Raw genomic sequence first — 25,991 nt, forward strand, 5'->3', positions numbered from 1 at the left:
ATCAAAGCGTCCCGACCAGGGCCACCACAGAGATCGTGGTCAGAATGTCGCGCATGCCATCCATAAAGATGGCCCAGTTGCTGCTTTTGCTGTCAGGGATAAAAACGGTGTCCCCTGCGCGCAGCACCGGTAACTGGCTAAAGTCGGGCTCTTTGGCAAAGCCGTCGAGATCGAAGCTGCGGGCCTGATCCCCCTGACCACTGGTGGCCATGTTGATCACCACAATCTTCTTGATATAGGCGCTGCTGGTCGGGCCCCCTGCCTCGGCCAGCAGATCCAGCAGGGTCATGGAGGAGTCAAAACGGTAGCGACCGGGACGGGCGATCGCCCCCAGCACTCGAATGGTGTTCTCCTTCGGTTCATCGAGCCAGGGGCGATTCTTCTCCGGCAGGTAGATGGAGTCGCCGGGCAGCACCTTGGGCAGCAAGGTTTCATCGCCAGTTTCAAAGTAGAGAGCAAGGTCGAGCTTGCTGACCCGCGCAGTGCTGCCACTACGATGGGCGATGCGCACATTGCGCAGATCCGCCGCCGCAGTCGGGCCATCGGCGGCCGACAGGATGTCGATAAAGCCCATCTGCTCATTGAAGGCATAGCGACCGGGGGCCCCGACCTGACCGAAGATATAGATGGAACTGTCCGGCGACTGGCGCACCCACTGGGACTTGTTATCACTGGGATCGGTGGGCAGCTCGGGGATCATGATGGTGAATCCGGCCCGGATCTTTGGCAGGCTGGCCAGCGCCCCCCCCTGATGGAGAAACTTGTCGAGATCAAACAGGGTCGGCGTGGCCTGCCCCCCTTCGGCGGTCAGGATCTGCACCTTGGCGATATCGGCCCGCTCGTTGGGGCCACCGGCGTGGGCGATCAGATCCAGCAACGACATTTCGTCAGACCATTCATAACGCCCCGGGATCCGCACCGCCCCCATCACCATCACCGCCCGCCCGGGTGCCACCTTCAACCAGGACTTCTCGTTGATATCGGTCTTTTCCGGCACAAAAATGGCATCACCAGGTTTGACTTGGGGTAGCGCCTTTTGCATCCCTTCGGTATAGGCCTGCAAGTCGATGGGTTCGATCGTGCCATCGGTGCGCAGCAAACGGATCTGGCGACTCTCGGCATAGCGGGTCGGGCCGCCGGCATTGGCCAGAATATCGAGGAAGGAGTCCCCTTCCCGCCCCTCATAGGCGCCGGGTTTGAACACCTCGCCCATGATGTAGATGGTGCGTGCCCCCCGTTTTATCTGCTCTTCATCCTTGGGCACGAAGATGGTGGCGCCCGGCGCCAGATTGGGCAGCAACTTGTTGTTGCCGGAGTCGAGATAGGCTTTGAGATCGAACAGCTCGGGGGCATCACCATTGATCACCCGGATCCGCTCCACCCCGGCAAAACGGGTCACCCCACCGGCTCGCATCAGCAAATCCACGATGGAGTTGCCACTCTTGAAACTGAAGGCGCCGGGGCTGTTGACCTCGCCAAACACCTTGATCGCCTTGCCGGTATCGCCATCCCCGCCTGCCGCCAGGGTTGCCGCATCAAAATCAATCTGCACGTTGCCAATCAAAGGGGATGCTGGCACGAACACCACATCAAGGGATTGCAATGGCGGCAACACGCTGGCATCGCCGGTATCGAGATAACGTTTGTAGTCGAAGCTAGAGACCGTGCTGCCGCGCCGCACCTGCATGTTGTTGAGCTGGGCACCAGGCACCAGACCGCCAGCGGCATCGAGGGCCATCTGCACGTTGCCATCGGGCGCCAGATCATAACTGCCGGGTTTTTTGACATAGCCCATCACGCTGATCAGCAGCCGCTTTTCCAGCAAGGTGACGGTCAATTGAGAGAGGTTGTTGTAAACAGGTTTGAGGGCGGTGCGGATCAGCTCATCCGCCTGTTGCAGGGTCTTTCCCCCCACCACGACGTTGCCGACCTCAGGCAGTGCAATCTCCCCCTGCTTGTTGATCTGGAAAGGCTGATCAAAAGCAGGCTCACCGGGTTGCACTATGGCCAACCGATCACCGGGAGCCAACAAGGTGGAGGCCAGTAACGGGCAGGTGAACAACAGCAAGAGAACACAGATCAATCCTTCGAGAGCGCCCCGTTTCATAGACATCCTTTTCGTCTGTTACGTCTGCCCCCATTGGCGTAAGGGGAGCCCTGACCAATCAGCACGACAGCCATCCGCTGTTGTCTGTTGCAGCCGCAAACGTACTTGTTGTAGTGATTGTGCCAGCACGGTCTGACGCCAGGCTACATCCGACCAGAGCCGTCCGTGCATATCCCGTTCGATATCAATACGTTGAGATTGTAGTCGTTTCAACTCGGCAGGCATACACCCCTGCAGACTCGCTTGCTTTAATTCCGTCAGCTGCAAGTCGAGTTCCTTCTGACGCTCATCATAACGAGACCAGACCCGCCGTTCATCCTCATTGACCGGAATACGGGTGGGTCTTGCCTCGGCCATGCCGCCATATCCCTCCGGCGGCCACTGCGCGCAACCCGACAGCAGAATGGACGATAGCAGGATACCAAAGCGTTTCATGATGCAGCGGCCATCATGCCACGGGAACGCATGTAGGCCTTGATGCTCTCATGGCAGGGGATCACCCGGTCGATATGCAGCATCTCCAGCAGGTCATGGGGTTGACCGGGTCCGCAGACAAGGGCCATCTGATGCCCGTTCATAATCAATCTTTTATAGAGAAATACCAAGGCTCCGATCCCTGACGAGTCGATAAAATGAACATCGCTGATATCGGCCAGGATATCTCCCGGGTGGGTCGAGAGGGTTTCAAACAACGGGCGGAGCTCACTGACGGCCATCGCGTCAAACTCGTTTTCCAGTACCACTACCTGGATATCATTAAGGGTGTAAGTCATGCTTTCCATCGCTAGCTCCTTGTCGATTCTCAGACTATTTGCTGTCACGGCATTCAGCACGTTGCAAATGTTATGCCGGGCAGTGCCACGGCTCTTGTTATCCAAATGATACTCTTTGCGCCTTATTCGCCGACACCCACTCCTCGTTTTGATTGCCAAATTGCAATTGACCTCCCCCGCACGTTGCAAACTGCAATTCACCTGGGCCGAGATCGCCCGATAACAGGCTAAATGGCTGATAATTCAAGCCCATTAGACTGGGCCCGATTATTGCTTGCCTTTGGACACACTTCACAAGCCACCGTTGGCTCGGCCCCCATGCCGCCATATTCCAGGAAGGAGAGATCATGAAAGCAGGCCTTTACATCGCACCACTGTTGGCAGCCCTTTGCGGCACCGCATACGCAGCCCCCTCCCCTGACAGCGCCGTGTTGAAGGTTGAAGGCGCCATCAGCAGCCCCACTCATCAGTCTCTGGCCCTGTGGGACAGCGCCATGCTGGATCAACTACCGGTACACGAAATCAAAACCCATACCCCCTGGTATGACGAAGCCAAGACCTTTCGCGGCCCGCTGCTGCAAGATGTATTGGCCAAGGTCGGGGCAACCGGCAAACAGCTCACCATTACCGCGCTCAATGACTACTCGGTACAGGTGCCGACAAGCGATGCCGAGCAGTATCGGGTCATCCTCGCCCGCACGATCAATGGCAAGCCACTGTCGGTGCGTGACAAAGGGCCGCTGTTCCTTGTCTATCCGTTCGATCAATATCCCGAACTGCAAAACAAGCTCTATTACGGTCGGGCTATCTGGCAGATCAGTGCGATAAAAGTGGAGTAGATCCCATCATGCGTTCCATGGCGGCCAGTCAACGTTTCTTGTTTGTGGTGCTTTGTGTGCTGCTCCTAGCCTTTGCCGGTATTGGTACCATTCAGTATCGGCAATTTCAGGATCTGCAGCGCAGTACCAGCCAGGGCGAAGACAACGTGATGTGGAACTATTTCCAGCTCTATAACGAAGCGCTGCGTTTTCAAAGCTCGCTGCTCCATGAGTCGCAACCGACCTTCCAGCTCAGATACGATATTCTGGTCAGCCGCATGGATCTGGTGCTGGAGAGCAAGGATCGCAGCCTGCTTCAGCAAACAGAGATCTACCAGCAGGCAAGCAAAGCCATTCGATCCTACATCTCTCTGGCGGATATCTGGCTCGGCCCGGAAGCCACCAAGCCGCTCGACAATCTTGCCCATCAGGAGCTGCGCCAACAGCTTGCCTCCCTGCTCCCCCTGCTCCATCAGCTGACTCTGGAGGTGAACCAGCAGGCGACCCTGTTTGATGTGGCGCGTCGCGACAGCGTGAGGGAGCAGATCATCACGACGACACTCATCGCAACCCTGCAATTTGCGCTGCTCTTTGTGCTCGCCCTGCTGATCTGGCGGCAAATGAATATCTCGTTTCTGCAGCACAAACTGATGCAGCAGCTCAATGACAAACTGCTGCGGGCAAATCAGGCGGCAGAGGCCGGCACAAGAGCCAAAAGCAGCTTTTTGGCCAACATGAGCCATGAAATTCGCACCCCCATGAATGGCATTCTCGGCATGCTCTCACTGCTGGCCGACCGGGATATGGATCCGAGGGAGCGAGACTATCTGGAGACGGCGCGCGAATCGGCAAACCATCTGCTCGGTCTGCTCAACGACATTCTGGATGTATCCAAGCTGGAAGAGGGCAAGATCGAGCTGCAACTGGCCCCCCATCACTTGCCCCAGCTGCTGGAGGATATCCGGGCCCTGATGCAGAGCAACTGCGATGCAAAAGGGATCAAGCTGACACTCACTGTCGCCCCCGATACGCCGGAGTGGTTGATGATCGACCCGCTGAGGGTGCGCCAGATCCTCTTCAACCTGGTGAGCAACGCCATCAAGTTCACCCATCAGGGAGAGGTCAATATTCGCGTTGATAGCACCCTGTTGGAGCAGGATCGCCACTCGATACGCATCTCAATCCAGGACACCGGGATAGGCATGAGCAAAAGTCAGCTAAAGAACCTGTTTCAACGTTTCGCCCAGGCGGATGTCTCGATCACCCGCCAATATGGCGGATCGGGCCTGGGACTTGAAATATCCCGTAACCTCGCACGCCTGATGGGCGGCGATATCTCGGTAGAGAGCAGCGAGGGACATGGCAGTACTTTTACCTACATCTGGCCCGCCAGAGCCACGACCCCCTCGATTGTTTGCCTGCCGTCCAAGCCGCTGGATCAGGAGAGCTATCGCATCTTGCTGGTTGATGACAATGCCACCAACCGCAAGGTGATCGGCGCCATGCTCGACTCCGTGGGCCATCAGGTCACACTGGCCGTTCAGGGAGAAGAGGCGCTGGAGAAACTGGGTCACACCGAATTTGATCTGGTGTTGATGGATGTCCAGATGCCAGTGATGGATGGCCTGGTGGCCACCACCCGGATCCGCACCTCCCAGATGCCTTGGGCAGATATCCCCATCATCGCCCTGACGGCTGATGCGATGCCGGAATCCAAGCAATACTATCTTTCCCATGGCATGAACGGGTATATCACCAAGCCCATCAATAAAGAGACGCTGCTAAGCGAGATAAACAGACATATTTCCCATGGGCGGCTCAAATACAACGCAGCCATGCGTGTCACCAAACAATAACCCCCCCCCCCTGATTCCGGGCTACTGATTGCTCATGTGGGGCAACATTGACCTCTGCAGGCAACTGAATGAGCTTGGGTCTGGAACGCACACAGGCAAGCAGCTTCGCAACAGCTGCACGGGCCGTCAGCTTGTCTCGGGTATGCAGGGATTTTTTGATCTGTACAGATCTAGTAATCCCCTCCCTACAACGTCCAGACCAGAGTGAATGACTATATTTATGTTTTTAATGCATCAATAACCACTCTTAATGCGGGTGAAACATTGCGGTGGGGATAATAGAGGTACAGACCAGCCAAACGGTGACTATAGGGTTTCAATACCTGGATTAAGATGCCGCGCTCAAGTTCATCGCTCACCAATTCCTCTGGCACATAGGCCAGTCCCAGCCCCATTTTGGCAGCAGCCGCCTCCATATAACTGTCAGAGAAGACCCACTGCCCCTGTGGTCGATGCTTAATCGCCTTCCCCTCTTGCCACAGTTCCCATTGATAGAGGCTGCCATCGGCAAATTGGTAAGCGATACAGGGATGTCCCGCCAGATCGGCAGGCGCCTGGGGAAATCCGTATTGAAGAAAATGATCTGGTGTGGCTACCATCACCATCTCCAGATCAGGCGTAATGCGCACGGCCACCATCCCCTCATCCACCTCGTCACCCAGCCGCACGCCAGCATCAAAGCGCTCATCGATGATGTTCACGAAGCGGCTTTCACTGATGAGTTCCAGCCGAATATCGGGATAACGCTGCCTGAAGATGGTCAGCTTGGGAAGCAGCACCTTGTCGATGGCATGTTGGCTGGCGTTGATCCGTACCGTGCCTGAAGGGGTATCACGATAGTGGGCGAGCGTGGCCAGACCCGCATCAAGGGACTGAAAACAGCCCTGCGCCGTGCGGTACAACTGCTCACCCGCTTGGGTTAAGGAGAGGCTGCGGGTGGTGCGCATCAGAAGCTGCACCCCGAGCCGGGCCTCGAGATCCCGAATCGTTCGGCTGACCCCGGACTGGGCAAGCCCCAACCTAGCTGCGGCCTTGGTAAAACTCCCTTCCCGAGCGACCAGCATAAAGACGTGGAGATCGTTGTAATTCTCGCGGCCTGTCATTTTGTTCACCCCCTATATTCCTGTCCGCCACGACCTGAGTCAGGTGCGCGTCAGACGTCTTAATTTAGAACAAGCAAGCATTAATGTTATCAAAAAACCGCCTATAATCATCACTATTAGTTCTAACTAGACTGTGTGTCGTGGTTCACAGAACCAGCCCTCCACCACCAGGACCACGCATCAGAAATCCGATTTCGAGGAACTTTGCCATGAATGTTCTCCCCAAGAAACTGACAGCTATCGCGTCTACCCTGCTGCTGGGCGCCGCATTAACCGGAGTCTCTACATTGAGTCATGCCCAAACAACCAACCCCACTGAACCAGTCTCCATGGTCACCCAATGGGACAAGACCTTCACCCAAAGCGACAAGGTCGATCATCGCAAGGTCACCTTCAAGAACCGTTACGGCATCACTCTGGTGGCTGACCTCTATCTGCCGAAAAACCGGGGAGACGCCAAGCTGGCGGCCATTGCTCTGAGCGGCCCATTTGGTGCCGTAAAAGAGCAGTCGAGCGGCCTCTATGCCCAAACCCTGGCTGAGCGTGGTTTTGTCACGCTGGCGTTTGACCCCTCTTACACCGGTGAGAGTGGCGGCCAGCCGCGTGATGTGGCCTCGCCAGACATCAACACCGAAGATTTCAGCGCCGCCGTCGATTTTCTTGGCTTGCAAAAAGAGGTCGACCGCAACCGTATCGGTCTACTGGGGATTTGCGGCTGGGGTGGCATGGCCCTCAATGCCGCCGCTGGCGACACCCGCATCAAGGCGGTGGCAACCAGCGTGATGTATGACATGAGCCGGGCCATGGGGCATGGGGTGGGCGATGGCAAGGATCGATATTCCACCGCCGATCGCCGAGCCGTGCTGGCATACCTGAATGAACAACGCTGGAAAGACGCGGAAAGTGGCACCTATGCCCATAGCAATCACGACCTCTATGTCGATGACAAGGGAAATGTCACCGCTGCCGCCCGCACCCTGCCAGAGGTTCTGCCGGAAAACCCGCACCCGGTACTCAAGGAGTTCTTCGATTACTACCGTGTACCGCGTGGTTTCCATGCCCGTTCTGTCAACTCCAACGGGGCCTGGACCACTACCATGCCGCTGTCATTCATGAATATGCCGCTGCTGAGCTATGCAAGCGAAATATCCATTCCCACCCTGATCGTGACCGGTGAGCAGGCTCACTCTCGTTACTTTGCCGAAGATGCCTTCAAGGCCGTTGGCAGCAAGCAAAAAGAGCTGGTCGTTGTGCCTGGCGCCAATCATGTCGACCTGTATGACAACCAGGCTGGCAAGATCCCGTTCGCCAAGTTCGAGCAGTTCTTCAAGACCAACATGAAGTAAGCGTCGAAAACGCGGCGGCCTCTTCGCCGCGTTTTCTCACTGGTTTCGACGCCACTATTCACGTCACATAGGGAGAAGCTCAATGATCAGAGGAGTGTTTGTTGGCGCGATGGATCTGTTGCTGGGGGTGACCAGCACAGCAACCGCTACAAGTGCTAAGGCTCAGAACAAGGCAGATAGTATGAACATCAAGATGACGATAGCCAGCCAGATCATCACGGCCACCCTGGAAGATAGTCACAACGCCCGGGACTTTTTTGCCATGCTCCCCCTGACACTGCCCCTCGAGGATTACGCCGACACCGAGAAGATTGCTTATCTGCCCCGCAAATTGACCACACAGGGCGCCCCAAAAGGCATTGACCCGAACGTGGGGGATCTCACCTATTACGCCCCGTGGGGCAATCTGGCGATCTTCTATCGGGACTTTGGCTATTCGACCGGACTGATTAAGTTAGGGCGCATTGAATCGGGTCTCTCCCACCTGACCACAACCTCGGCCGCCAGCATCACGATCGAAGCAATCGAATAAGCCCATATTTCACTTTCAGGTCATGCCATGAACGTAACATCGTTATCATCACATACACCCGCTGTCGTCAACGAACACTGGTCTGCGGTTGCTGCCATGTCCCTGTGTGTGGCACTGCTCATTGCCGCCGAGTTTATGCCGGTCAGCCTGCTGACGCCGATCGCCACCGATCTAGGTGCCAGCAATGGCATGGCCGGTCTTGCTATTGCCATCTCCGGCCTGTTTGCCGTCCCGACCAGTTTGCTGATCGCACCTCTATCTCACAGGCTGGACCGACGTCATGTGCTCATGGGGCTAGCCGTCGTGATGCTGACCTCTTTAATCGTGATCGCCTTAAGCCCCAACTTTACCGTGCTGATGGTGGCACGCGCTCTGCTCGGGATCGTTATCGGCGGTTTTTGGGCGCTGGCAACCGCCACCATCATGCGGTTGGTCTCCAGCCAATCCGTCCCCAAAGCGTTGGGCATCCTGTATACCGGCAATGCGGTCGCGACCGCCTTTGCGGCCCCCATTGGCAGTTACTTGGGTGGACTGATCGGCTGGCGAGGCGTGTTCTGGCTGCTGGTACCGTTGGTAGTGATCAACCTGCTGTGGATGGTACTTTGCCTGCCTTCCATGCACTCCCAAGCACGCCCGCACAGCGCATTTCGCCTTATGCACAGACCCAACGTCGCCATTGCCATCATGGGCGTGACGCTGACCTTTGCCGGCGCCTTCAGTGCCTTTACCTATTTTCGCCCCTTCCTGGAGACACGCACCCAGGTCGACCTGCCACAACTCTCGGCGCTGCTGCTGGCTTTGGGGCTGGCCGGTTTTGTCGGCACCACAGCGGTAAGCATGCTGCTGCGCCGTCATCTTTACCGGATGCTGCGCTGGTTGCCACTGGTGCTAGGCGTTATCACCCTGACGCTGCTGGCGGTGGAGCATCACTTCTGGAGTGTGGCCCTGATGCTGATCCTCTGGGGCGCCCTTAACTCCGCCATTCCGGTCGCCTGGTCAGCCTGGATCACCCAGGGCATCTCAGATTCACCCGAGAGCGGTGGAGGCCTGATGGTGGCAGCTATTCAGCTGGCGATCACGTTGGGGGCTGCCGTGGGGGGGGTGGTTACTGGATTCCCTCTCTATCAGGGCCACCTTTATGGGCAGTGCCCTGTTACTGACCGCCGCCTCCATGGTGGTCGGCAATGGCAGCCGACTAAGGCCCGTCACGCTTGACCAGTAAGTTGACACATCCGTTAGCAAATCCATTCGCCATCGCACAGTGCAATTTTACCCAGCGCCTTGATGAAGCAGCCGATGTAGTTCTTCTGGTTGCTGAGTTCTTTCGGTGTCCAGGAGAGGGCCTTCTCTTTTTGCTAGCGGTCACACGAGACCGACAACAGCGGAGCAAGCGGTTTGGCCGCCGGAACAGCAGGCTTGATATTCGGCTGAGGTTGAGGGTTATCTGGCTCGCTTGTGGGTTGCACAACTGGCTTAGCTTTAGAACGCACACAGGCAAGCCGCTTCGCAACAGCTGCACGGTCCGTCAGCTTGTCTCGGGTATGCAGGGATTTGTTGATCTCTTTACGACGACCACAGGGGAGCGTGGTGACTTTCCGGTAATACCAGATGCCGTGGGGACTGAGCCAGAGATTCATCGATGAGCTCCTCGTCGTCCACACAAAGTGGATGACCAAGGGCTTTAGAAAGCTAACTGTTCACTAGGTGTTTGAGGAGGGATGAACCCCGCTGCTTTGAAAGCGTCTAGATCGGCACGGATCCAGCGATAGAAACTGCGAGGGGCGGTATCAGCAGGGGTAGCCGCGATAAGTGCACGAGTACGAGCTGCCACAGCCTGGTTTCGGTCTACGGAGAGCTGACGATTTTTGGTACAAAGGGAAGTACGGATAGCGAAGGGCAAGCCACTGTCACGTAGTGACTTAGGCAGCGGGAGACGAGTGTAGTAGGTGCCGGAGGCATTTTTACTCAGATACATGATTGTTCCACCCAGTTGATCCAGGAAAAAATCACGTAAGTCTGGAAATGAAAAAAACCCGTTGAAATTCAACGGGTTATATTTGGCGGTGAGGGAGGGATTCGAACCCTCGATACGTTGCCGTATACACACTTTCCAGGCGTGCTCCTTCAGCCACTCGGACACCTCACCAAATTTTTGCTCACTGCTTTATGTGCTTGAGCTGCACATTCGCTGGCGAACCATGCAGTGGCGACGGGGCGTAATGTAAGGGATACGATGGCTTTTGGTCAATGCAATTTTTACTTTTTGCGTTCGTTTGCTCAATATCCGAACCAAGTGACCAAAAATATGCCGTTTCGTATCCCTTTCAATCAATTTACTGCCGCTTCGTGCAAATGTTCACCTTTGAGCGCCTCTTCCAGCGAGCCGTAGAATTCCAGCTTGCCGGGCTGCGGCCGCACCTTGGCGCGGGCCAGGGTCTTGAGCGGCTGGAACTGCAACTCGGCCACCCGCAACTCGACCCCGGCTTTGGCCATCTGCTTGCCAAAGTGGAGGAAGGCTGACAGGCCGCCCGCATCGAGGATGGAAACCGCCTCCATCTGCAACACCAGCACCTGGTGCCCTTTCACTTGCGCCTCCAGCTCGGCAAAGACCCGTTCGGCCGCTGCGAAGAAGAGCGGGCCGTTGATCTTGTAGAGCAGGCCGTTGTCCGGCACCTCGTGGGCATAGCGTTTGTGCTCGGCCAAGTCGTGCAGTTTGGTCATCTTGGCGATTTCGCGCATAAAGAGCAGGGATGCCAGGATCACCCCGAAGGTGATGGCGATGACCATGTCGAAAATGACGGTGAGCGACAGGCAGACCAGCAGCACCAGCACATCGGATTTGGGGGCGCGACGGATCAGCTCCACCACCTTGTGCGCTTCACTCATGTTCCAGGCCACGATGAGCAGCAAGGCAGCCATGGCCGAGAGCGGCAACCAGGAGAGCCAGGGGGCCAGCACCAGAATGGCGGCCAGCACCACCAGCGCATGGACAATCCCCGAGATGGGGGACGTAGCGCCGGCACGCACGTTGGCAGCAGAGCGGGCGATGGCGGCGGTAGCGGTAATGCCGCCAAAGAAGGGGGCGAAGATATTGCCAAGCCCCTGTCCCACCAGCTCGGCGTTGGAGCTGTGCTTGCGACCGGTCATGCCATCGAGCACCACGGCGCAGAGCAGCGATTCGATCGCCCCCAGCATCGCCATGGAGAAGGCTGCAGGCAGCAGCCGCTCAACAGCCGCCAGGTTCCATTCAACTGGCAAGCCATCAGGTCCGGGCAAGGCCCAGGGCATCACCAGGGTCGGCGCGATGGGCGGGATCCCCATCCCTTGAGTGCCATCGGCCAGGGTATAGCTGAACTTGCTGCCGATGGTGGCCACATCCACCCCGAAGTAATGGAGGCCAAAACCCAGACCTACCCCGACCAGCACCGCGGGCAAGTGGCCGGGCACAGGCAGACGCAGGCGCGGCCAGAGCAGCAGCACGGCCAGTGTTGCGACCCCCACCAGGGTATCGCCCCACTGCCAGCTTGGCAGGGCGGCGGCCAGCGCCTCGACCTTGCCCAGATAGGTTTCCGGCATCTCGGGCACGCTCAGGCCGAAGAAGTCCTTGATCTGCAAGGTGGCGATCACGATGGCGATACCACCGGTAAAGCCCAGCGTCACTGACGGGGGAATGTACTCGATAAGGCGGCCAAGACGGGCCATCCCCATCGCCACCAGAAAGAGGCCGGAGATGAGCGTCGCCATCAACAGACCACCAACCCCGAACTGCTGGGCGACCGGGTAGAGGATCACTACAAAGGCAGCGGTCGGGCCGGAGATGGAGTAACGGGAGCCACCGGTCACGGCGATCACGATACCGGCGATGATGGCGGTATAGAGACCGTGTTGCGGCGGTACACCGCTGGCGATGGCCAGCGCCATGGCGAGCGGGATGGCGATGATGCCCACCGTCACACCGGCGATAAGATCACGGCCGAAGCGGGCCATGCTGTAGGGTTCATCAATACAGGACTGGCGTAAGGCTATGGCGAGCTTCACGCTATTTAAAGAGGCTTGCTTGTGCATGTATATCGTAATACCAGAAGAGGGAGATAAAGGCCGGAGAGATCCGGCGCCCGATCATCATCAAGGGCCGGCAGGGCTGTCGACGCGGCGATGGTATCCTGCGTAACCTTACTCCAGACGGGTCATTTTTTCGATGGGCAGGATCAATGAAAAGCACTCTGCCCCATGATTTGGCCCATTTACCGCCAAATCGCCGATCTTGACTCCAGCTCTCCCCCTTTTAGCCACAAAGATTACCATTTGAGCCTCACCTGGTTACCAGCACGTTCGCGACATCATGCTGTCATCATCAGGTTGATGCGAACCGAACCAATGCCCCCTGCGCCGGTTGGGGGGAGCGATGGCAAGGGACTGATTGTGCTGAAAATAAACCGCAAAGCGCAACTTTTGGGCAAACAATCCGAAAATCCGGTTTTCGAGAAATTCGCGGGTTGACACCCGCCGCCCTGGTCATTAATATTCGCCCCGTCTTAACGAGACAGGCAATTCCTCCTTAGTTCAGTCGGTAGAACGGCGGACTGTTAATCCGTATGTCACTGGTTCAAGTCCAGTAGGAGGAGCCAATTCCCTCGTAGTTCAGTCGGTAGAACGGCGGACTGTTAATCCGTATGTCACAGGTTCAAGTCCTGTCGAGGGAGCCAAATTCTAAAGCCCAGCCTTTTGGCTGGGCTTTTTCGTATCTGCTGTTCGCCTCCTTCCCTGTCACGCGCGCCCTTCAAATGCCCTCTGTCATAACGCCTCTTGCCTGCATGTGATGACCAACCTGCATACAGCTTGAATTGTCTATTGAGCGCCATCCCATAAACAAAGAGCTGGATTGACCAGCCCCTTTGTATGCACCTCATCTCACCGCCGGATGCCGGGATCAGAAACGGTAGAGCAGACCCGTGGTGATGCTGGTGGCGCGAATATCGTAAAAGTCGATCCCGGAGTCTGCATTGGCGTAGCTGGCGCTCAGGAGTGCAGAGAGCGGCGCAATGCCAAACAGCTGGTGCCAGAAGAGGGTGGCATCGATAGCCATGTCGCGGCTGTCGGCACGCAGGCCAAACAGCGGATTGGCCTCGTCATAGTCGCGCTTGCCCAGATAGAGGTTGCTGACGAACGACCAGCGAGGTGAGGTTTTGGCGTAGGTGAGCTGCAACCCCTTGCTCACATAAGACTCGGCGCTACCTGCCAGATCAGCCTTCTCATAGCGCAATGCTGGCTCGAGGAACTGATCGTCTGTTAGCCGGAACTGGTAGGAGACCTCGGCGGAGTTGACCCGGCCATTGCGATCCAGCATATCCATCACAGCGCGACCATATTGCTCGCCGCTGGACTCCTCGTCCACCTTGACGTCGCGGCTGGTGACGCTGCCACTGAACGCGCTGCCCCAGATGTTGTCCCACGCCAGACGGGCGCCGTGGGATCGCACATCACTTTCCTGACGAGCTACACCCACAGCAAAGGGATCGCGCCACACCTTGACCGGGGTGGCATTGAAAACCAGCGAACCGGCCACGAGCCCCTTGTCCCCCAGTTGCTGGCGCAGCCCGAACTGCTGGGTACCGTCGCCACGAATGGCATCCTGAATGAGGTTGCCCAGAAACAGCTGGCTACCGGTGGAGGCAAAGGTGTAGCGCAGATCCCCGTTGATCACCGGATCAAGGTGGCGCTGCTGCGCCGTACCACCCAGAGCGTCAATCCGCTCGCTACCTGCACTCCCCGTGGCAAAATTGGACTTGGTCTCGCCAACGCTGGCCCCCGCCAGCACACTGCCGGAAAAGCCAGATTCCTCAGGAATGGCTCCCAGCTCTTGTGCCTGAACCCCGCTTGCAACCAGCATCCCCATACTCAACAGCAGACCAATACGCATCGCAACACTCCTGACAAGCGGCCACAAGAGTGGGCCGAGCCTGATAAATAGGAGGGAGGCAGTCGCCCCCCTGAATTGAGAAGCGGCATGTTACGGCAGGGAAAAATCACAAATAAGACAGCGGGATGCGGTTTTATTTTTTATGATGGCTTTTTATTTTTTTATAGGCGCAAGCAGGGGGCGACCCGGCATAATCAGTCCCCACGGCCTTGCAACGCTGCGGGCTGCTCGCGCCATACTCACTCTATTTACCCCTGTTCCCAACATCGGAGTTCTCATGCGTCGATTCAATTTCATGCTCAATGGCAGCAGATTGATGATGTTCCCCTTCTACATTGGCATTCTCATCTGCGTGGTATTGCTGATGGTGAAATTTGCCATGCAGCTCTATCAGCTTTCTGTAAACATTTTCGAGATCCCCTATCTGGACCTCATTACCGGCGTGCTGACCCTGGTGGACTTTATACTGGTGGCCCAGATGCTGATCCTGGTTGCTATCTGTGGCTATGTGCAATTTATCCAGACGGAAGAGCAGCGCGCCTCCCTTAGCAGCAACTGGCTTAGCAAGATCAACTTTGCCTCCCTCAAGCTCATCGTCATCAACTCGCTGGTGACTATTGCCGGAGTGGAGGTGCTCAAGGCATTTCTCGAAGATGGCATCATCAATGAAGTCGATATGAAGTGGTCCGTGGTGGTGTTTCTCGCCTTCTCGCTGGCCGCGCTCATCTATGCGGTGACCGAGCGGATGGCGGAGCATAAATAGTCGAGCTTGATCACAGTGCTTGTTCAGCCTTGATTCACCAGCAATACAATTGATAACACTTTTCATTACTCTTACTGCGTTATAAACTTGCTCCCCCCGGGCTGCCCCGCCCGGGTGCTGGAGCCTTTATGACAAGCCTTTCTCTCTCACCCCGACAATTCAGGCAGTGGCTGGCCTACCACCATCAGGCCGCCGAGGGCACCCTCTATCTGATGTTCTTCTCCGGCCTGCTGCTGTGGGAGCCGCTGACCCCGCTCTGGTCGCTGGCACGCTGGAATCTGTTTTTCCATGTGATGCTCTCGCTCACCCTGTTCCCGCTGCTATTTGGCGCTTTCTGGCTCTCCCATCGCAGCTTGTTGCACCGCAGCAACAAACCCTTTTTACGCACCACGGGGCGGATTATTGAAGCCCTGCTGCTGATCTGTTTGGCCAGCGGCCTGCTGCTGGTGCTGCACGGCACCCCGGGCGATGCCATCGGCAACCTCGCCAGCTGGGCCCACTGGTTGAGCGCGTTGGCGTTAACTCCTCTGGTGCTGCGCCACGCCTGGCGCTGGACCATCTTGAAATGGCGCACCTAATCCCATGTTGAAGTCTTCGTTCTCTGCATATTTGTCACCCCTGCTGGCCCTCCTCCTGCTGCTGGCCAGCCCCTTTGCGTTGGCCCAACAGATGGGCGCCGGGATGATCGCCTATGAGGAGGGGCAAAGCCCGCGCCTCGTCACCGCCAACCTGAGCGCAGGTTCCGTCACCCTGCTGGAGCGCGATAGCGGAAAGCGCCTGAAAGAGGTGCCGCTGGGGGGCGATCTGCGCCAGCTGGCCCGCGCCGATGGTGGTACCCTGCTGGTCACCGACTACAGCGGCGATCGCCTGCTGCTGCTGGATGATGATCTCGATCTGGAAAAGACGATCCCCACCGGCCACCGCCCCTATGGGGTCATCTTCGATGTCAAGCGGCAGTGGTTCTGGGTCACCCTGTTCGAATCCGCTCGTCTGCAGGCCTACGACACCGCCGGCAACCTCCAGCTGGATGCAGAAACCGCCGAGACTCCCCGTGGGCTGGCCCTGACCGACGACGATCGCCTGCTGCTCACCCACGCCATGACCGGCCAGCTCGCCATCTATGATCTCGCCAAGCTCGGCCACGGCGCCAAGGGAGCTTCGCTTCCCAAGCCCAAGCTCATTACCCTGGCCGAGACCCATAGCGACACGCCGAGCGACTCTCAAGGCTTGCCGCGCCTGCTCGATGGCATCGCCCTCTCCCCAGATGGCAGCGAGGCCTGGCTGCCCCATGTGCTGTGGAGCTTTGATCACCCCTTCCAGTTTCAGAGCACCGTCTTTCCGGCTGTCTCCATCATCGATCTCGATGAGGAGAAAGAGCGGGTCGATGAAAGAAAACAGCTCTTTTTGCAGATCAATCTGCCAAGCGTCGGCAACCGCAGCCAGATCGTCTCCAACCCGTTCGCAGCGCGCTTTGCCGCCGACGGCAAGCGGGTCTATCTGACCCTTGCGGGCTCGGAAGATCTGCTGGTGTTTGATCTCTCCCGCAGCGGCAAGTCCAACAACAACCGCCACCGCCGCAAGAAGTTTCAGGGGGGCGCCAAGGCGACCCAGCTCTTGCGCCACCTGCCGGGCCAGAATCCGCGGGATCTGCTGATCGACGGTGACCATATTCTGGTGCATAACGCCATGGGACAGGATCTCACCCGCCTCAATAGCGGCGGCAGCGGCCCGTTTGCCCGGGTCACCGTCGATGTGCCCCACTTCGCCAAGCTGGTGGAAACGGATCCGCGCCCCGAACCGCTTCAGCGCGGCGAGCGGCTATTCAACCTTGGCAACACCGCCGCAAACTCACGCTTCCCCATGGCGGGAGACAACTGGATGAGCTGCAACTCCTGCCATCTGGATGGGTTCAACTTCACCAACCGCTATCTGATGGCGGCTCACCGCCAGAAGAGCGGCGACAACGCCATCAACGGCCACGCCAACCTCACCAACATGGTGGCGGGGGATTTTGTCGGCGAATACCTGCGCATGACCCAGCAGACCCAGGGCGGCATGGGCCACGACACCCGCGATGGGGCCGAGGCAGTTGACCCCGCGAGGCCCCAACCGGAAGTGAAAGCGATGATGGAGGACTTACACGCTTTCGTCACCGCCGATGGCAACCTCCCCTATCTCGCCAACTGGCTGCGGCTCGATGCCCCGCGCACGGATCCCGCCAGGGCGCCGACTACCCACCCGAAGGAGTGGCTCAACTCCGCCTCCTGCCAGAACTGCCACCAACAGGCCTTCAAAGATTGGAGCGAGAGCAACCACCGGCTGATGGGCAACTCCCATCCCTACTACAAGGTGGTGCAGGCGCTGGCCCGCGAAACCGAAGGGGAAGCGTTCGGCCAGTGGTGTCAGGGCTGCCATATGCCCCAGCAGGTGATGACAGGCCAGATGGATCTGCCCAAGGGCTCCCACATGTTCGAGCAGGGCGGCGCCTCGCTGATTGCCGCCCACAAGGCGGGCGAACCTGTGGTGGAGGAAGGGACCGGCTGCGTGCTCTGCCATCGCATCACCAAAGTGGAAGATGCGGGCGGCAACAGCGCCTTTACGGTGAATTTGAAAGACCGTGAGAGCTATGTGTTCGAGGATGCCCCGGGCGGCAGCCTCCAGCACTGGCTGGCTGAGCGGCAGATCAACGCCCGTCCGGCGGCCCACAAAGCCTCCTATCAGAAGGATTTCTACCGCGACGCGGCTCTGTGCAAGTCGTGCCACAACGAGTTTGCCCCGGGCACCGGCGCCAACATCGTCAACACCTGGGACGAGTGGGAAAAATCCAGCTTCGCCAAGGCCGAGGATCCCGCCAAGCGGCGCACCTGTATCGACTGCCATATGAACCCGGAGCCGGGCAATGGCGGCGCGCCGGTGGCGGGCCAGTCCACGGAAAACGGCACCATGAAAACGCGGCTCTATCGCCACAACTTTACCGGCGCCCAGCACCAGCTGGTGGGGCTGCGTAATCCTGGGCTTGAACAGGAGAGTCTGGCCCTGCTGCGCTCCAGCGCTACCCTCTCCGCCCGTATCGAACAGGCTGCCGATAGCCAGCAGTTGGTGGTGCGGGTCGCCAATACTGGCGCGGGCCATGCTCTGCCCACTGGCGTAGCTGATTTCCGTGAACTCTGGCTGGAGCTGACCGTCACCGACGCCACCGGCAAGGTGGTGCTTGCCAGCGGCCAGCCGGTGGATGGCGCTGTCCCTGAGAATGCTCGGTTGTTCAGAAAAGTGTTCGGGGATACCGAGGGCAAGCCGGTGGGGCTCAAGTTCTGGCGCTACGCCAAGCTCTTGGAAGATACCCGCATTCCGGCCGATGGCTGGCGCGATGAAGCCTGGCCGCTGCCAGCAGATGCCCAAGGGCCCTTCAAGGCCGATATCAAACTCAATTTCCGCACCTACCCCAAGTGGGTCAATGATGCGGTGCGCGTCGCCGAGCCGAGCTTGCCGGAGCCACCCATAGTGCAGCTAAATCGGTTGCAACTTACCTTGCAGCCTCTCCCCGTCACGCCCGCTACGGAGCCTCAATCCTGATGTTTGCAAGTTTTCTCATTACCCTGCGCGAGGGGCTGGAAGCCTTCCTGCTGGTCGGCATCTGCCTCTCCTACCTCGCCAAGCTGGGGGCGAGCCGCTACAACAAGTTCATCTATCTGGGGGTGGGGCTTGGCCTTGTCGCCTCCCTTGTCGTCGCCTTCCTGTTCCAGGTGGTGGTGAGCCAGTTCGAGAGCGAGCGCTACAACCACCTGTTGATGGCGGGGATCCTCATCTTTGCCACACTGGTGCTCACCTATATGGCGATCTGGATGCAAAAGCAGGCCAAATCCCAGGTGGGGGCCATCACGGCGCGCATCGATGCGGCCATCGATGGCGGCAACCTGTTTGGTCTGGTGCTGCTTGCCTTCCTTGCAGTGATGCGCGAAGGGTTTGAAACCGTGCTCTTCTTCTCCGCCCTGCTCTACTCCGGTCAAGGGGTGGATCTGCAATCCGGCCTGATGGGCGCGCTGGCGGGTCTGCTGGTCTCCATCGCGCTGGTGTGGGGGCTGCTGCGATCCACCCGCAAGGTGGCGCTGGCGCCTTTCTTCCGCTGGACGGGCCTGCTTATCATCATCATCGCCGCAGGTCTGCTGTCGTCCGCCGTCAACATGTTGCAGGCGGCAGAGATCATCACCTTCTGGACCACGCCGGTGTTCGATATCAGCCACATTCTCGACGATCAGGGGGTATTTGGTACCTTCCTGCGCGCCCTGTTTGGCTACAATGCCTCACCCGCTGGCTTGCAGCTGCTGACCTGGGCCCTCTATCTGGCGATCTTCGTTACCCTCTGGCAGCGCAGCTACCGCCCACAGGTAAGTGCCGCGACTGGCAAGGGCTAAGCCCGCACGCCATATGGCAACAATGCCACGGGGTAACAACACCATTCGGGAGCCGCGCCTTGGCGCGGTTCCCTTATCTATCAAGCTGTTTCGGAATAGGTCATGAGCGATAACAACAAGAAAAGCATTGCAGTGCTGGGCGCTGGCCCCGCCGGTTTGATGGCGGCCTGGCGCCTGCGCCGCGCCGGTTTTGCCGTCACCCTGTTCGAGCAGGAGCCGGTGGTCGGCGGCATGTGCGCCACCCAGACCTTCAAGGGGCGCGATGGGGAGTATCGCTTTGACTACGGCGGCCACCGCTTTATCACCAAGAACCCCGAGCTGCTCGCCTTTATCGACGAGCTGATGGGGGACGATCTGCTCCACGCCGAGCGCAAGAGCGTCATCCGCTTTGGCGGACGCACCTATGACTACCCCCTGAACCTGCCCAACCTGCTCAAGACGGCGCCGCTCGCCCTGATGGCCGGTGCGGTAAAAGACTTGCTGCTGTTGCCCTTTAGCAAGAAGCCGGATGATTTTGCCAAGGCGAGCTTTGCCGAGTGGATCCAGAGCCACTTTGGCCGCACCCTCTACCGTCAGTTTTTCGAGGGCTACACCGGCAAGCTGTGGGGCATCAACCCGGACAAGCTCTCCGCCGACTGGGCCGGTCAGCGCATCAGCCTCATCGATCTCAAAGACGTGGCGCGCCGCCTGCTGCCAAGACGCAACGGCAGTATCTCGGTGCGCACCTATGCCCGCAAATATCGCTACCCCAAATATGGCTTCGGCCAGATCTTCACCACTCTGGGGGAGCGGCTGGTAGCCGAAGGGGTTGAGCTGAAAGCCGGCGCCACCATCACCCGCCTTGAGCAGGCCGATGGCCGCATCGAACGGGTGTATTGGAAACAAGATGACGTTGAGCAAAGTGAGCGCTTTGATCAGGTGATCTCCACCCTGCCGCTGCCGCTCACCTGCCAGCATCTTGGCTTGCCGTGCGATCTCCAATACCGGTCGCTTCGCTTCGTCAATATGCCGCTTAAAACAGAGAACCTGTCGGACAACACCTGGCAGTACCTCTCCGACCCCCATATTCTGGCCACCCGCCTGCAGGAGCCGCGCCGCCGCAGCCCCTTTATGACGCCCCAGGGCCAAACCTCGGTGATGCTGGAGATCCCCTGCAATCCCGGGGATGCCACCTGGCAGGCGCCGCTCTCTGATCTACGCGGTCGGGTCACCGCCGATCTGGCAAGCCTCGGTGTCGATACCGCCAAGCTTGGCGATGAAACTTTTGAAGCGCGTAGCGAGTACGCCTATCCATTGATGGATTTGGGCTATCAGGCGCGCCGCAACGAAGCCATCAAGGCGCTGATGCCGATCACCAACCTCATCATGACCGGCCGTCAGGGGACATTCCGCTACATCTTCACCGACACCGCCATGGAGATGGGGATGATGGCCGCCGACATGGTGATCGACGGGGTGGACAGGCGCCATGCCATCTTTAACCATCGCAACGAAAACACCGTGATTGAAACCCAGAGCGTGGCATGAGTGCCGCGCCATTGGCATAAGTAAGGAGAACAGGATGACCATACGCCCGGGTTTACTCGCCCTCACCCTGCTGCTGACCCTGAGCGGGCAGGCGCAGGCTTACTCCTACGCCGCCGCCGGCAAGGAGCCACTGATCGACGCCCGCGAAGCGCTGCTGGGCGCCGCCACTGGCGGCAATGATGCCAGCGCCACCTTGAGCGAGATTGCCGATGAGCTGACCTATCTGGAACAGCACCACAAGGTGGAGCTGCAAGGGCCGCTGGCCGCAGCCATCAAGGCCAAAGACGCTGCCGCCACCGCCGCCCTGCTTAATCGCGCCTATAAAGCGGAGATTGAGCGCCGCCTCGAAGGGGCCAGCCAGAATCTTGGCGACTACCAGACCGCCAAGGTGCTGGTGGTCAAGAGCAAGCGCTTCCTCGATCTGATCCTCCCATCACTCAGTGAAGGGAATCGCAAGGCGGCCGAGCAGGCGCTGGCCAAGGTGCTGGATGCCATCGGTAACCCGGGGGTATTCGGGGTGGGCGCCAAGCCCGCCGATGCCGCCGCCTTTAGCGATGCAGAAAAAGCGCTGATGGCCGTGCTGGCACCGCTTTGATGGCCTCTCATCGATGACGACGGCCCCCCTCATCCCCAACCCTTCTCCCGCATGGGGAGAAGGGGGGCGTCACAATGGCCGATTACGCTTCGCTAATCGCCCCAACTTACTGCTCCTGTTACTGATCCTGCTGCAACTGGCTTGGCTCGGCTGGCTGCTGACCTTCCCGGTGGCCCTCGATTCCGACGATGCCCTCAATTTCGCCCACGGGGTGACGCGCTTTAGCGTGCTGGAGTTCTCCCCCCACTTTCCGGGCTACCCCGCCTTTATCTGGCTGGCGCGGCTGATCAATCTGGCGGTGGACGATCCGGCCCGCGCGGTGCAGTGGGCAAGTCTGCTCGGTAGCAGTTTGCTGGCCCCCCTCGCCGCCTGGCTGGCGGTGATGCTGTGGCAACGGCCAAGCCTGCTTGCCCCCGTCTGGCTGCTGGTGCTGGCCCTGCCGCTCACCCCGACCCTGGCGCTCTCCGGCCTTTCGGACGGGCCGGCGCTCGCCGCCTGGCTCGGGTCGCTCTTGGCCTTACAGCAGCGCAGAATTGCACTGGCGGGTCTGCTGCTGGGCCTTATGCTGGCGCTGCGCCCCTCCTATTTTGTGCTGGCGCTGCTGCCCCTGTGGCTGGGGATGGCGCAAAAGGGAACACGCATCAAATTTGTGCTTCCCATCGTGCTGGTGGGGCTTATCAGCCTGCTGTTTGTCTGGCAGGCCGATGGCTGGGCCTATTTCAGCGAGGGGCGGCGCTTTACCGACGGCCACTTTACCCTGTGGGGCAACACGGCGGCGGCCCACGGCGATCGGCTGCTGAGCTGGGCGCGCACCTTCAACGATCAGCTCACCCCGCTTTGGCCCTTGGCTGTTGGGGCGCTGCTGGTACTGCCGCTTTGGCAAAGATCAAAAAACCACCCTGCCGCCCTCTCCCCACTCTGGACACTCTACTGGCTCGCCCTGCTGCTCTGGACCCTGTTTGGACAGAATCCCGACAATCCCCGCCATCTGGCCCCCATCACCCTGCTCGGTATTGTGCTGCTGGCAGGTTGGCTGCCGCGCCGTGGCGAGGGGGTGGTCGCGGTGGCCGGATTGCTGCTGCTCAGCGTGACCTTTACCCTGCCCCGTCCGCCCGCCATGGTGCAGGCGGCAAAACTGGCAGAAAAAGCGTGTCCGGCGCTGGTGACCCAGTGGGGCGTAAGATTGCTGCGGGAGACCACGGCACTGCCGGTGACGGACGGCTGGTACAAGGGAGATGCGGCGCTGGCGCTCTCTCAGGGAGCCTGCCGCCTCAGTCGCCGCCCCATCACCGCGAACGAAATGCCCACTGCGGTGCGCCAGCACTGGTTTGCCCCGCGCTTTGCCGCCGAGCCCGGACTCTGGCTCGCCATACCGGATCCATAGCCGCGACAAAACTGATAGACTGCTTTTTTCGCGCTTTTCAACCCGACGTTTCGCATCAACTGGACACCCTATGCCCCAATCGCCAACAGCTCAGGCTGCCGCCCTCTCCCCCCGTTTCCTGTTTATCCTGCTGGGCGCCCTGGCGGGTCTGACCCCGCTGGCGGTGGATATGTATCTGCCCGCTATTCCGGCCATCGCCCGGGATCTGGCCACCAGCATCGACGGCGCCCAGCTCACCATCAGCGCCTTTCTGGGCGGCTTTGCCATCGGCCAGCTCTTCTACGGCCCGCTGGCCGACAGCTATGGCCGCAAGCCGGTGATCCTGGCGGGGCTGGTGATGTTTGCCATCGCCTCGGTGGGCTGCGCCATGGCAGACTCCCTGCCCGAATTGCTGGCCTATCGGATGTTGCAGGCGGCGGGCGGCGCGGCAGGCTCTGTGGTGGTCAATGCCCTGCTGCGCGATCTGTTCGAGAAGGATGCATTTTCTCGTGCCATGTCGTTCGTCATTCTGGTGATGACGCTGGCGCCGCTGGTGGCCCCAGTGGTGGGCGGCTATATCAGTGCCCACGCCGACTGGCGGGTGATCTTCTGGCTGCTGGTGGGGATCAGCCTGCTGATCTGTCTGGTGATGCAGTGGAAAATTCAGGAGACCCTGAAACCGGAGCACCGTCAGCCCCTTAATCTGGGCCAGATCCTCAAGAACTACTGGGGGGTGCTCTCCCATCGCGGCGCCATGGGTTATGTGCTGTGCGGCTCCCTCTCCAGCTCCGGCATGTTCGCCTTCTTAAGCGGCTCCCCTTATGTCTATATCGAGTATTTCAAGGTGCCGACCGAGCACTACGGCTGGCTGTTTGGCCTCAATATCCTGCTGATGATGGTGGTCACCTTCGTCAACAGCCGACTGGTGAAAGGGGTGGGCGCCGAGCGGATGCTGCAATACGGCCTGCTGGTGCTGCCCTGCGCGGGCGCCCTGCTGGTCTACAACGCCTGGAGCCAGACCGGCGGCCTGTGGGGCATCGTCATTCCGGTGGTACTGTTTGTCGGCCATATCAGTCTGGTGGGCGCCAACGCCATGACCGGCCTGATGGGCCACTTCCCGCAATCTGCGGGCACCGCCTCGGCACTGGCGGGCACCCTGCGCTTTGGCATCGGCGCCCTGGTCGGCATTCTGGTCAACCTCAATCCGCCCCACTCGCCACTGCCGATGGCCATCGCCATCGCCTGCTGCGGGGTGGGCTCCACCCTGAGTTACTGGCTGCTGACCGGCAAGCGAGGCGATTGATCCCCTCCCTCCTGTCAGGAAAACGAAAGAGGCTTCCGTCAACGGAAGCCTCTTTTCGTACTGGCGGCCGGACGTTCAGAACTGGGCACTGTTGAGCCAGAGGTGCGCCCCTATGCTCACCAGATAACCGAGCAAGATGGCAGGCAGCCACTTCAGGTGGCCAAAAAAGGTATACATGCCGTGGGCCTGTCCCATCAGGGCCACCCCGGCCGCAGAGCCGATGGAGAGCAGGCTGCCGCCCACTCCGGCGGTCAGGGTCACCAGCAGCCACTGCCCCAGCGCCATATCCGGGTTCATCGACAGCACGGCAAACATCACCGGAATGTTATCCACGATGGCCGACAAGACCCCGATGAAGATGTTGGCCATGGTGGGCTCCCCACCGGCATACAACCAATGTGATACCAGCTCCAGATACCCCATAAAGCCCAGCCCACCGACACACATCACCACCCCGTAGAAGAAGAGCAAGGTATCCCACTCCGCCTTGGCCACCTTGTTGAACACGTCAAATGGCACCACAGAACCCAGACTACGCAACCGCACCTCATCGCCATTGCGTTCATAGAGCGCACGCTTGCGGGCAAGGGATCGTGGCAGCGACTTGCGCAAATAGAAGCCGAAAAACTGCAGATAACCGAGCCCCAGCATCATGCCTAGTACGGGTGGCAGGTGGAGGAAACTGTGGCATAGCACCGCCGTGATGATGGTCAGCAAGAACAGCGCGACGATGCGGCGGGCCCCCCGCTTGAGATCGACCACCTCGTTATCAGCCTCCGGCACATGGCGCGGCACCATCAGGCTCATCAGGATGGCCGGGACCAGAAAATTGAGCAGAGAGGGAATAAGCAGGGTGAAGAACTGGCCAAATTGCACCTTGCCCGCCTGCCACACCATCAGGGTGGTGATATCGCCAAAGGGACTGAACGCCCCTCCGGCGTTGGCGGCTATCACTATGTTGATGCAGGCAAGATTGACAAAACGTCGATCACCGTTGGCCACTTTCAACACCACGGCACACATCAAGAGCGCTGTGGTCAGGTTGTCTGCTACCGGCGAAATACAAAAAGCAAGTCCGCCGGTCAACCAGAACAGGGTGCGCAGGTGAAAGCCGGAGCGCACCAGCCAGGCGCGCAGGGCATCGAACAACCGCCGGTCCTCCATGGCGTTGATATAGGTCATCGCCACCAGCAGGAACAGCATCAACTCGGCATATTCCAGCAGGGTATGGCGAAATGCCTGCTCGGCGACAGGGCTCATCCCCTGCTGTGCATAGGCGATACCGATCAGGATCCAGATCACCCCGGCGGCCACCAGCACGGGTTTGGACTTGCGCAGTTGCAGATACTCTTCAGCCATCACCAGGGCGTAGGCCAAGACAAACAATCCGACACAAAAAAGTCCGATTGAGGAGGATGTCAACAGAACTGGGCCACTACTGGCATGGGCGGGAGGGATAAACAGGGACAGCAGCAAAATAACAGGGGTGAGCGCAGACATGGTCTCTTCCTTTTAGAACCGTCTGGCAATGATGCTAGCACCTGGATGAAAAGAAAAATTCATCCAGGTCAAT

The 25,991-nt window shown here is 59.0% G+C and carries 21 protein-coding genes and 3 tRNA genes; 15 read left to right on the top strand and 9 right to left on the bottom strand.

Going from position 1 to position 25,991, the window contains the following annotated elements; translation table 11 throughout:
• Position 1: 1 nt before the first annotated feature.
• The 3 genes from AB5Y82_RS13675 to AB5Y82_RS13685 are packed head-to-tail and all read right to left on the bottom strand — an operon-like array spanning position 2 to position 2,985.
• Positions 2-2,107, bottom strand: a complete 2,106-nt coding sequence (locus AB5Y82_RS13675) for an SLBB domain-containing protein (RefSeq protein WP_005360128.1) — start codon at positions 2,105-2,107, stop codon at positions 2-4.
• A gap of 18 nt (positions 2,108-2,125) precedes the next feature.
• A complete protein-coding gene (locus AB5Y82_RS13680; RefSeq protein WP_005351415.1) occupies positions 2,126-2,542 on the bottom strand; it encodes a hypothetical protein in 417 nt (138 codons plus the stop codon).
• The gene (locus tag AB5Y82_RS13685; RefSeq protein WP_368174107.1) at positions 2,539-2,985 is read right to left on the bottom strand and encodes an STAS domain-containing protein; all 447 of its coding nucleotides are present in this window, start codon (positions 2,983-2,985) and stop codon (positions 2,539-2,541) included. Before AB5Y82_RS13685 ends, AB5Y82_RS13680 begins: the two co-directional genes overlap by 4 nt.
• 242 nt (positions 2,986-3,227) lie before the next feature.
• On the opposite strand from AB5Y82_RS13685, the gene AB5Y82_RS13690 reads away from it, so the two are divergent.
• Positions 3,228-3,719: a molybdopterin-dependent oxidoreductase gene (locus tag AB5Y82_RS13690; protein ID WP_043819743.1), complete on the top strand. Its 492-nt coding sequence runs from the start codon at positions 3,228-3,230 to the stop codon at positions 3,717-3,719.
• A gap of 8 nt (positions 3,720-3,727) precedes the next feature.
• Positions 3,728-5,554, top strand: a complete 1,827-nt coding sequence (locus AB5Y82_RS13695; RefSeq protein ID WP_368174108.1) for an ATP-binding protein — start codon at positions 3,728-3,730, stop codon at positions 5,552-5,554.
• Between the two features lie 218 nt (positions 5,555-5,772).
• Here AB5Y82_RS13695 and AB5Y82_RS13700 read toward each other — a convergent pair whose 3' ends face one another.
• Positions 5,773-6,657 carry a LysR family transcriptional regulator gene (locus AB5Y82_RS13700; RefSeq protein WP_021230264.1) on the bottom strand — a complete coding sequence of 295 codons (885 nt, stop codon included), beginning with the start codon at positions 6,655-6,657 and terminating at the stop codon, positions 5,773-5,775.
• 209 nt (positions 6,658-6,866) lie between these two features.
• Between AB5Y82_RS13700 and AB5Y82_RS13705 the strand changes: the two genes are divergently transcribed.
• The 3 genes from AB5Y82_RS13705 to AB5Y82_RS13715 all read left to right on the top strand — a co-directional run bounded on the left by AB5Y82_RS13705 (position 6,867) and on the right by AB5Y82_RS13715 (position 9,750).
• Positions 6,867-8,003: an alpha/beta hydrolase gene (locus tag AB5Y82_RS13705; protein WP_043819738.1), complete on the top strand. Its 1,137-nt coding sequence runs from the start codon at positions 6,867-6,869 to the stop codon at positions 8,001-8,003.
• A gap of 82 nt (positions 8,004-8,085) precedes the next feature.
• Positions 8,086-8,535, top strand: coding sequence for a cyclophilin-like fold protein (locus tag AB5Y82_RS13710; protein ID WP_368174109.1), 450 nt, complete (start codon positions 8,086-8,088; stop codon positions 8,533-8,535).
• Between the two features lie 96 nt (positions 8,536-8,631).
• Positions 8,632-9,750, top strand: coding sequence for an MFS transporter (locus AB5Y82_RS13715; RefSeq protein WP_368174110.1), 1,119 nt, complete (start codon positions 8,632-8,634; stop codon positions 9,748-9,750).
• 140 nt (positions 9,751-9,890) lie between these two features.
• Here the strand turns inward: AB5Y82_RS13715 and AB5Y82_RS13720 are convergent, their stop codons facing one another.
• The 3 genes from AB5Y82_RS13720 to dauA form a co-directional block, all read right to left on the bottom strand.
• On the bottom strand, positions 9,891-10,172 hold the full coding sequence (locus tag AB5Y82_RS13720) for a hypothetical protein (protein WP_236319469.1): 282 nt from the start codon (positions 10,170-10,172) through the stop codon (positions 9,891-9,893).
• Between the two features lie 421 nt (positions 10,173-10,593).
• Positions 10,594-10,681 (bottom strand) — tRNA-Ser (locus AB5Y82_RS13725).
• 182 nt (positions 10,682-10,863) lie between these two features.
• Entirely contained in the window at positions 10,864-12,600 is a 1,737-nt protein-coding gene (gene dauA, locus AB5Y82_RS13730) for a C4-dicarboxylic acid transporter DauA (protein WP_069528347.1), read from the bottom strand.
• 487 nt (positions 12,601-13,087) lie between these two features.
• On the opposite strand from dauA, the gene AB5Y82_RS13735 reads away from it, so the two are divergent.
• Both AB5Y82_RS13735 and AB5Y82_RS13740 read left to right on the top strand, forming a co-directional pair.
• Positions 13,088-13,163: transfer RNA gene (locus tag AB5Y82_RS13735), tRNA-Asn, on the top strand.
• 2 nt (positions 13,164-13,165) lie between these two features.
• Positions 13,166-13,241 (top strand) — tRNA-Asn (locus tag AB5Y82_RS13740).
• Positions 13,242-13,465: 224 nt separating this feature from the next.
• On the opposite strand, the gene AB5Y82_RS13745 is transcribed toward AB5Y82_RS13740, so the two are convergent.
• Complete coding sequence (locus AB5Y82_RS13745; RefSeq protein WP_201902473.1) at positions 13,466-14,455, bottom strand: DUF2860 family protein; 990 nt, start codon at positions 14,453-14,455, stop codon at positions 13,466-13,468.
• Positions 14,456-14,732: 277 nt separating this feature from the next.
• Between AB5Y82_RS13745 and AB5Y82_RS13750 the strand changes: the two genes are divergently transcribed.
• The 8 genes from AB5Y82_RS13750 to AB5Y82_RS13785 all read left to right on the top strand — a co-directional run bounded on the left by AB5Y82_RS13750 (position 14,733) and on the right by AB5Y82_RS13785 (position 24,418).
• A complete protein-coding gene (locus AB5Y82_RS13750) occupies positions 14,733-15,218 on the top strand; it encodes a YqhA family protein (RefSeq protein ID WP_005333692.1) in 486 nt (161 codons plus the stop codon).
• 128 nt (positions 15,219-15,346) lie between these two features.
• Positions 15,347-15,796 (top strand): hypothetical protein, encoded by a 450-nt coding sequence (locus AB5Y82_RS13755; protein WP_368174111.1) that lies wholly within the window; start codon positions 15,347-15,349, stop codon positions 15,794-15,796.
• A gap of 4 nt (positions 15,797-15,800) precedes the next feature.
• A complete protein-coding gene (locus AB5Y82_RS13760) occupies positions 15,801-18,791 on the top strand; it encodes a YncE family protein (protein WP_368174112.1) in 2,991 nt (996 codons plus the stop codon).
• The gene (locus tag AB5Y82_RS13765) at positions 18,791-19,630 is read left to right on the top strand and encodes an FTR1 family protein (RefSeq protein WP_368174113.1); all 840 of its coding nucleotides are present in this window, start codon (positions 18,791-18,793) and stop codon (positions 19,628-19,630) included. Before AB5Y82_RS13760 ends, AB5Y82_RS13765 begins: the two co-directional genes overlap by 1 nt.
• Before the next feature lie 102 nt (positions 19,631-19,732).
• Positions 19,733-21,157: an NAD(P)/FAD-dependent oxidoreductase gene (locus AB5Y82_RS13770; RefSeq protein ID WP_368174114.1), complete on the top strand. Its 1,425-nt coding sequence runs from the start codon at positions 19,733-19,735 to the stop codon at positions 21,155-21,157.
• Positions 21,158-21,191: 34 nt separating this feature from the next.
• Positions 21,192-21,752 carry a hypothetical protein gene (locus AB5Y82_RS13775; protein ID WP_368174115.1) on the top strand — a complete coding sequence of 187 codons (561 nt, stop codon included), beginning with the start codon at positions 21,192-21,194 and terminating at the stop codon, positions 21,750-21,752.
• A gap of 13 nt (positions 21,753-21,765) precedes the next feature.
• On the top strand, positions 21,766-23,136 hold the full coding sequence (locus AB5Y82_RS13780) for a hypothetical protein (protein ID WP_368174116.1): 1,371 nt from the start codon (positions 21,766-21,768) through the stop codon (positions 23,134-23,136).
• A gap of 70 nt (positions 23,137-23,206) precedes the next feature.
• Complete coding sequence (locus tag AB5Y82_RS13785) at positions 23,207-24,418, top strand: Bcr/CflA family multidrug efflux MFS transporter (RefSeq protein WP_042055658.1); 1,212 nt, start codon at positions 23,207-23,209, stop codon at positions 24,416-24,418.
• A 75-nt stretch (positions 24,419-24,493) separates the two neighbouring features.
• Here AB5Y82_RS13785 and nhaD read toward each other — a convergent pair whose 3' ends face one another.
• Complete coding sequence (gene nhaD, locus AB5Y82_RS13790; protein WP_158112250.1) at positions 24,494-25,918, bottom strand: sodium:proton antiporter NhaD; 1,425 nt, start codon at positions 25,916-25,918, stop codon at positions 24,494-24,496.
• Positions 25,919-25,991 lie beyond the last annotated feature (73 nt).

Source organism: Aeromonas sp. s13, assembly GCF_040907905.1.
GTDB classification, from domain to species: Bacteria; Pseudomonadota; Gammaproteobacteria; order Enterobacterales; family Aeromonadaceae; genus Aeromonas; species Aeromonas veronii.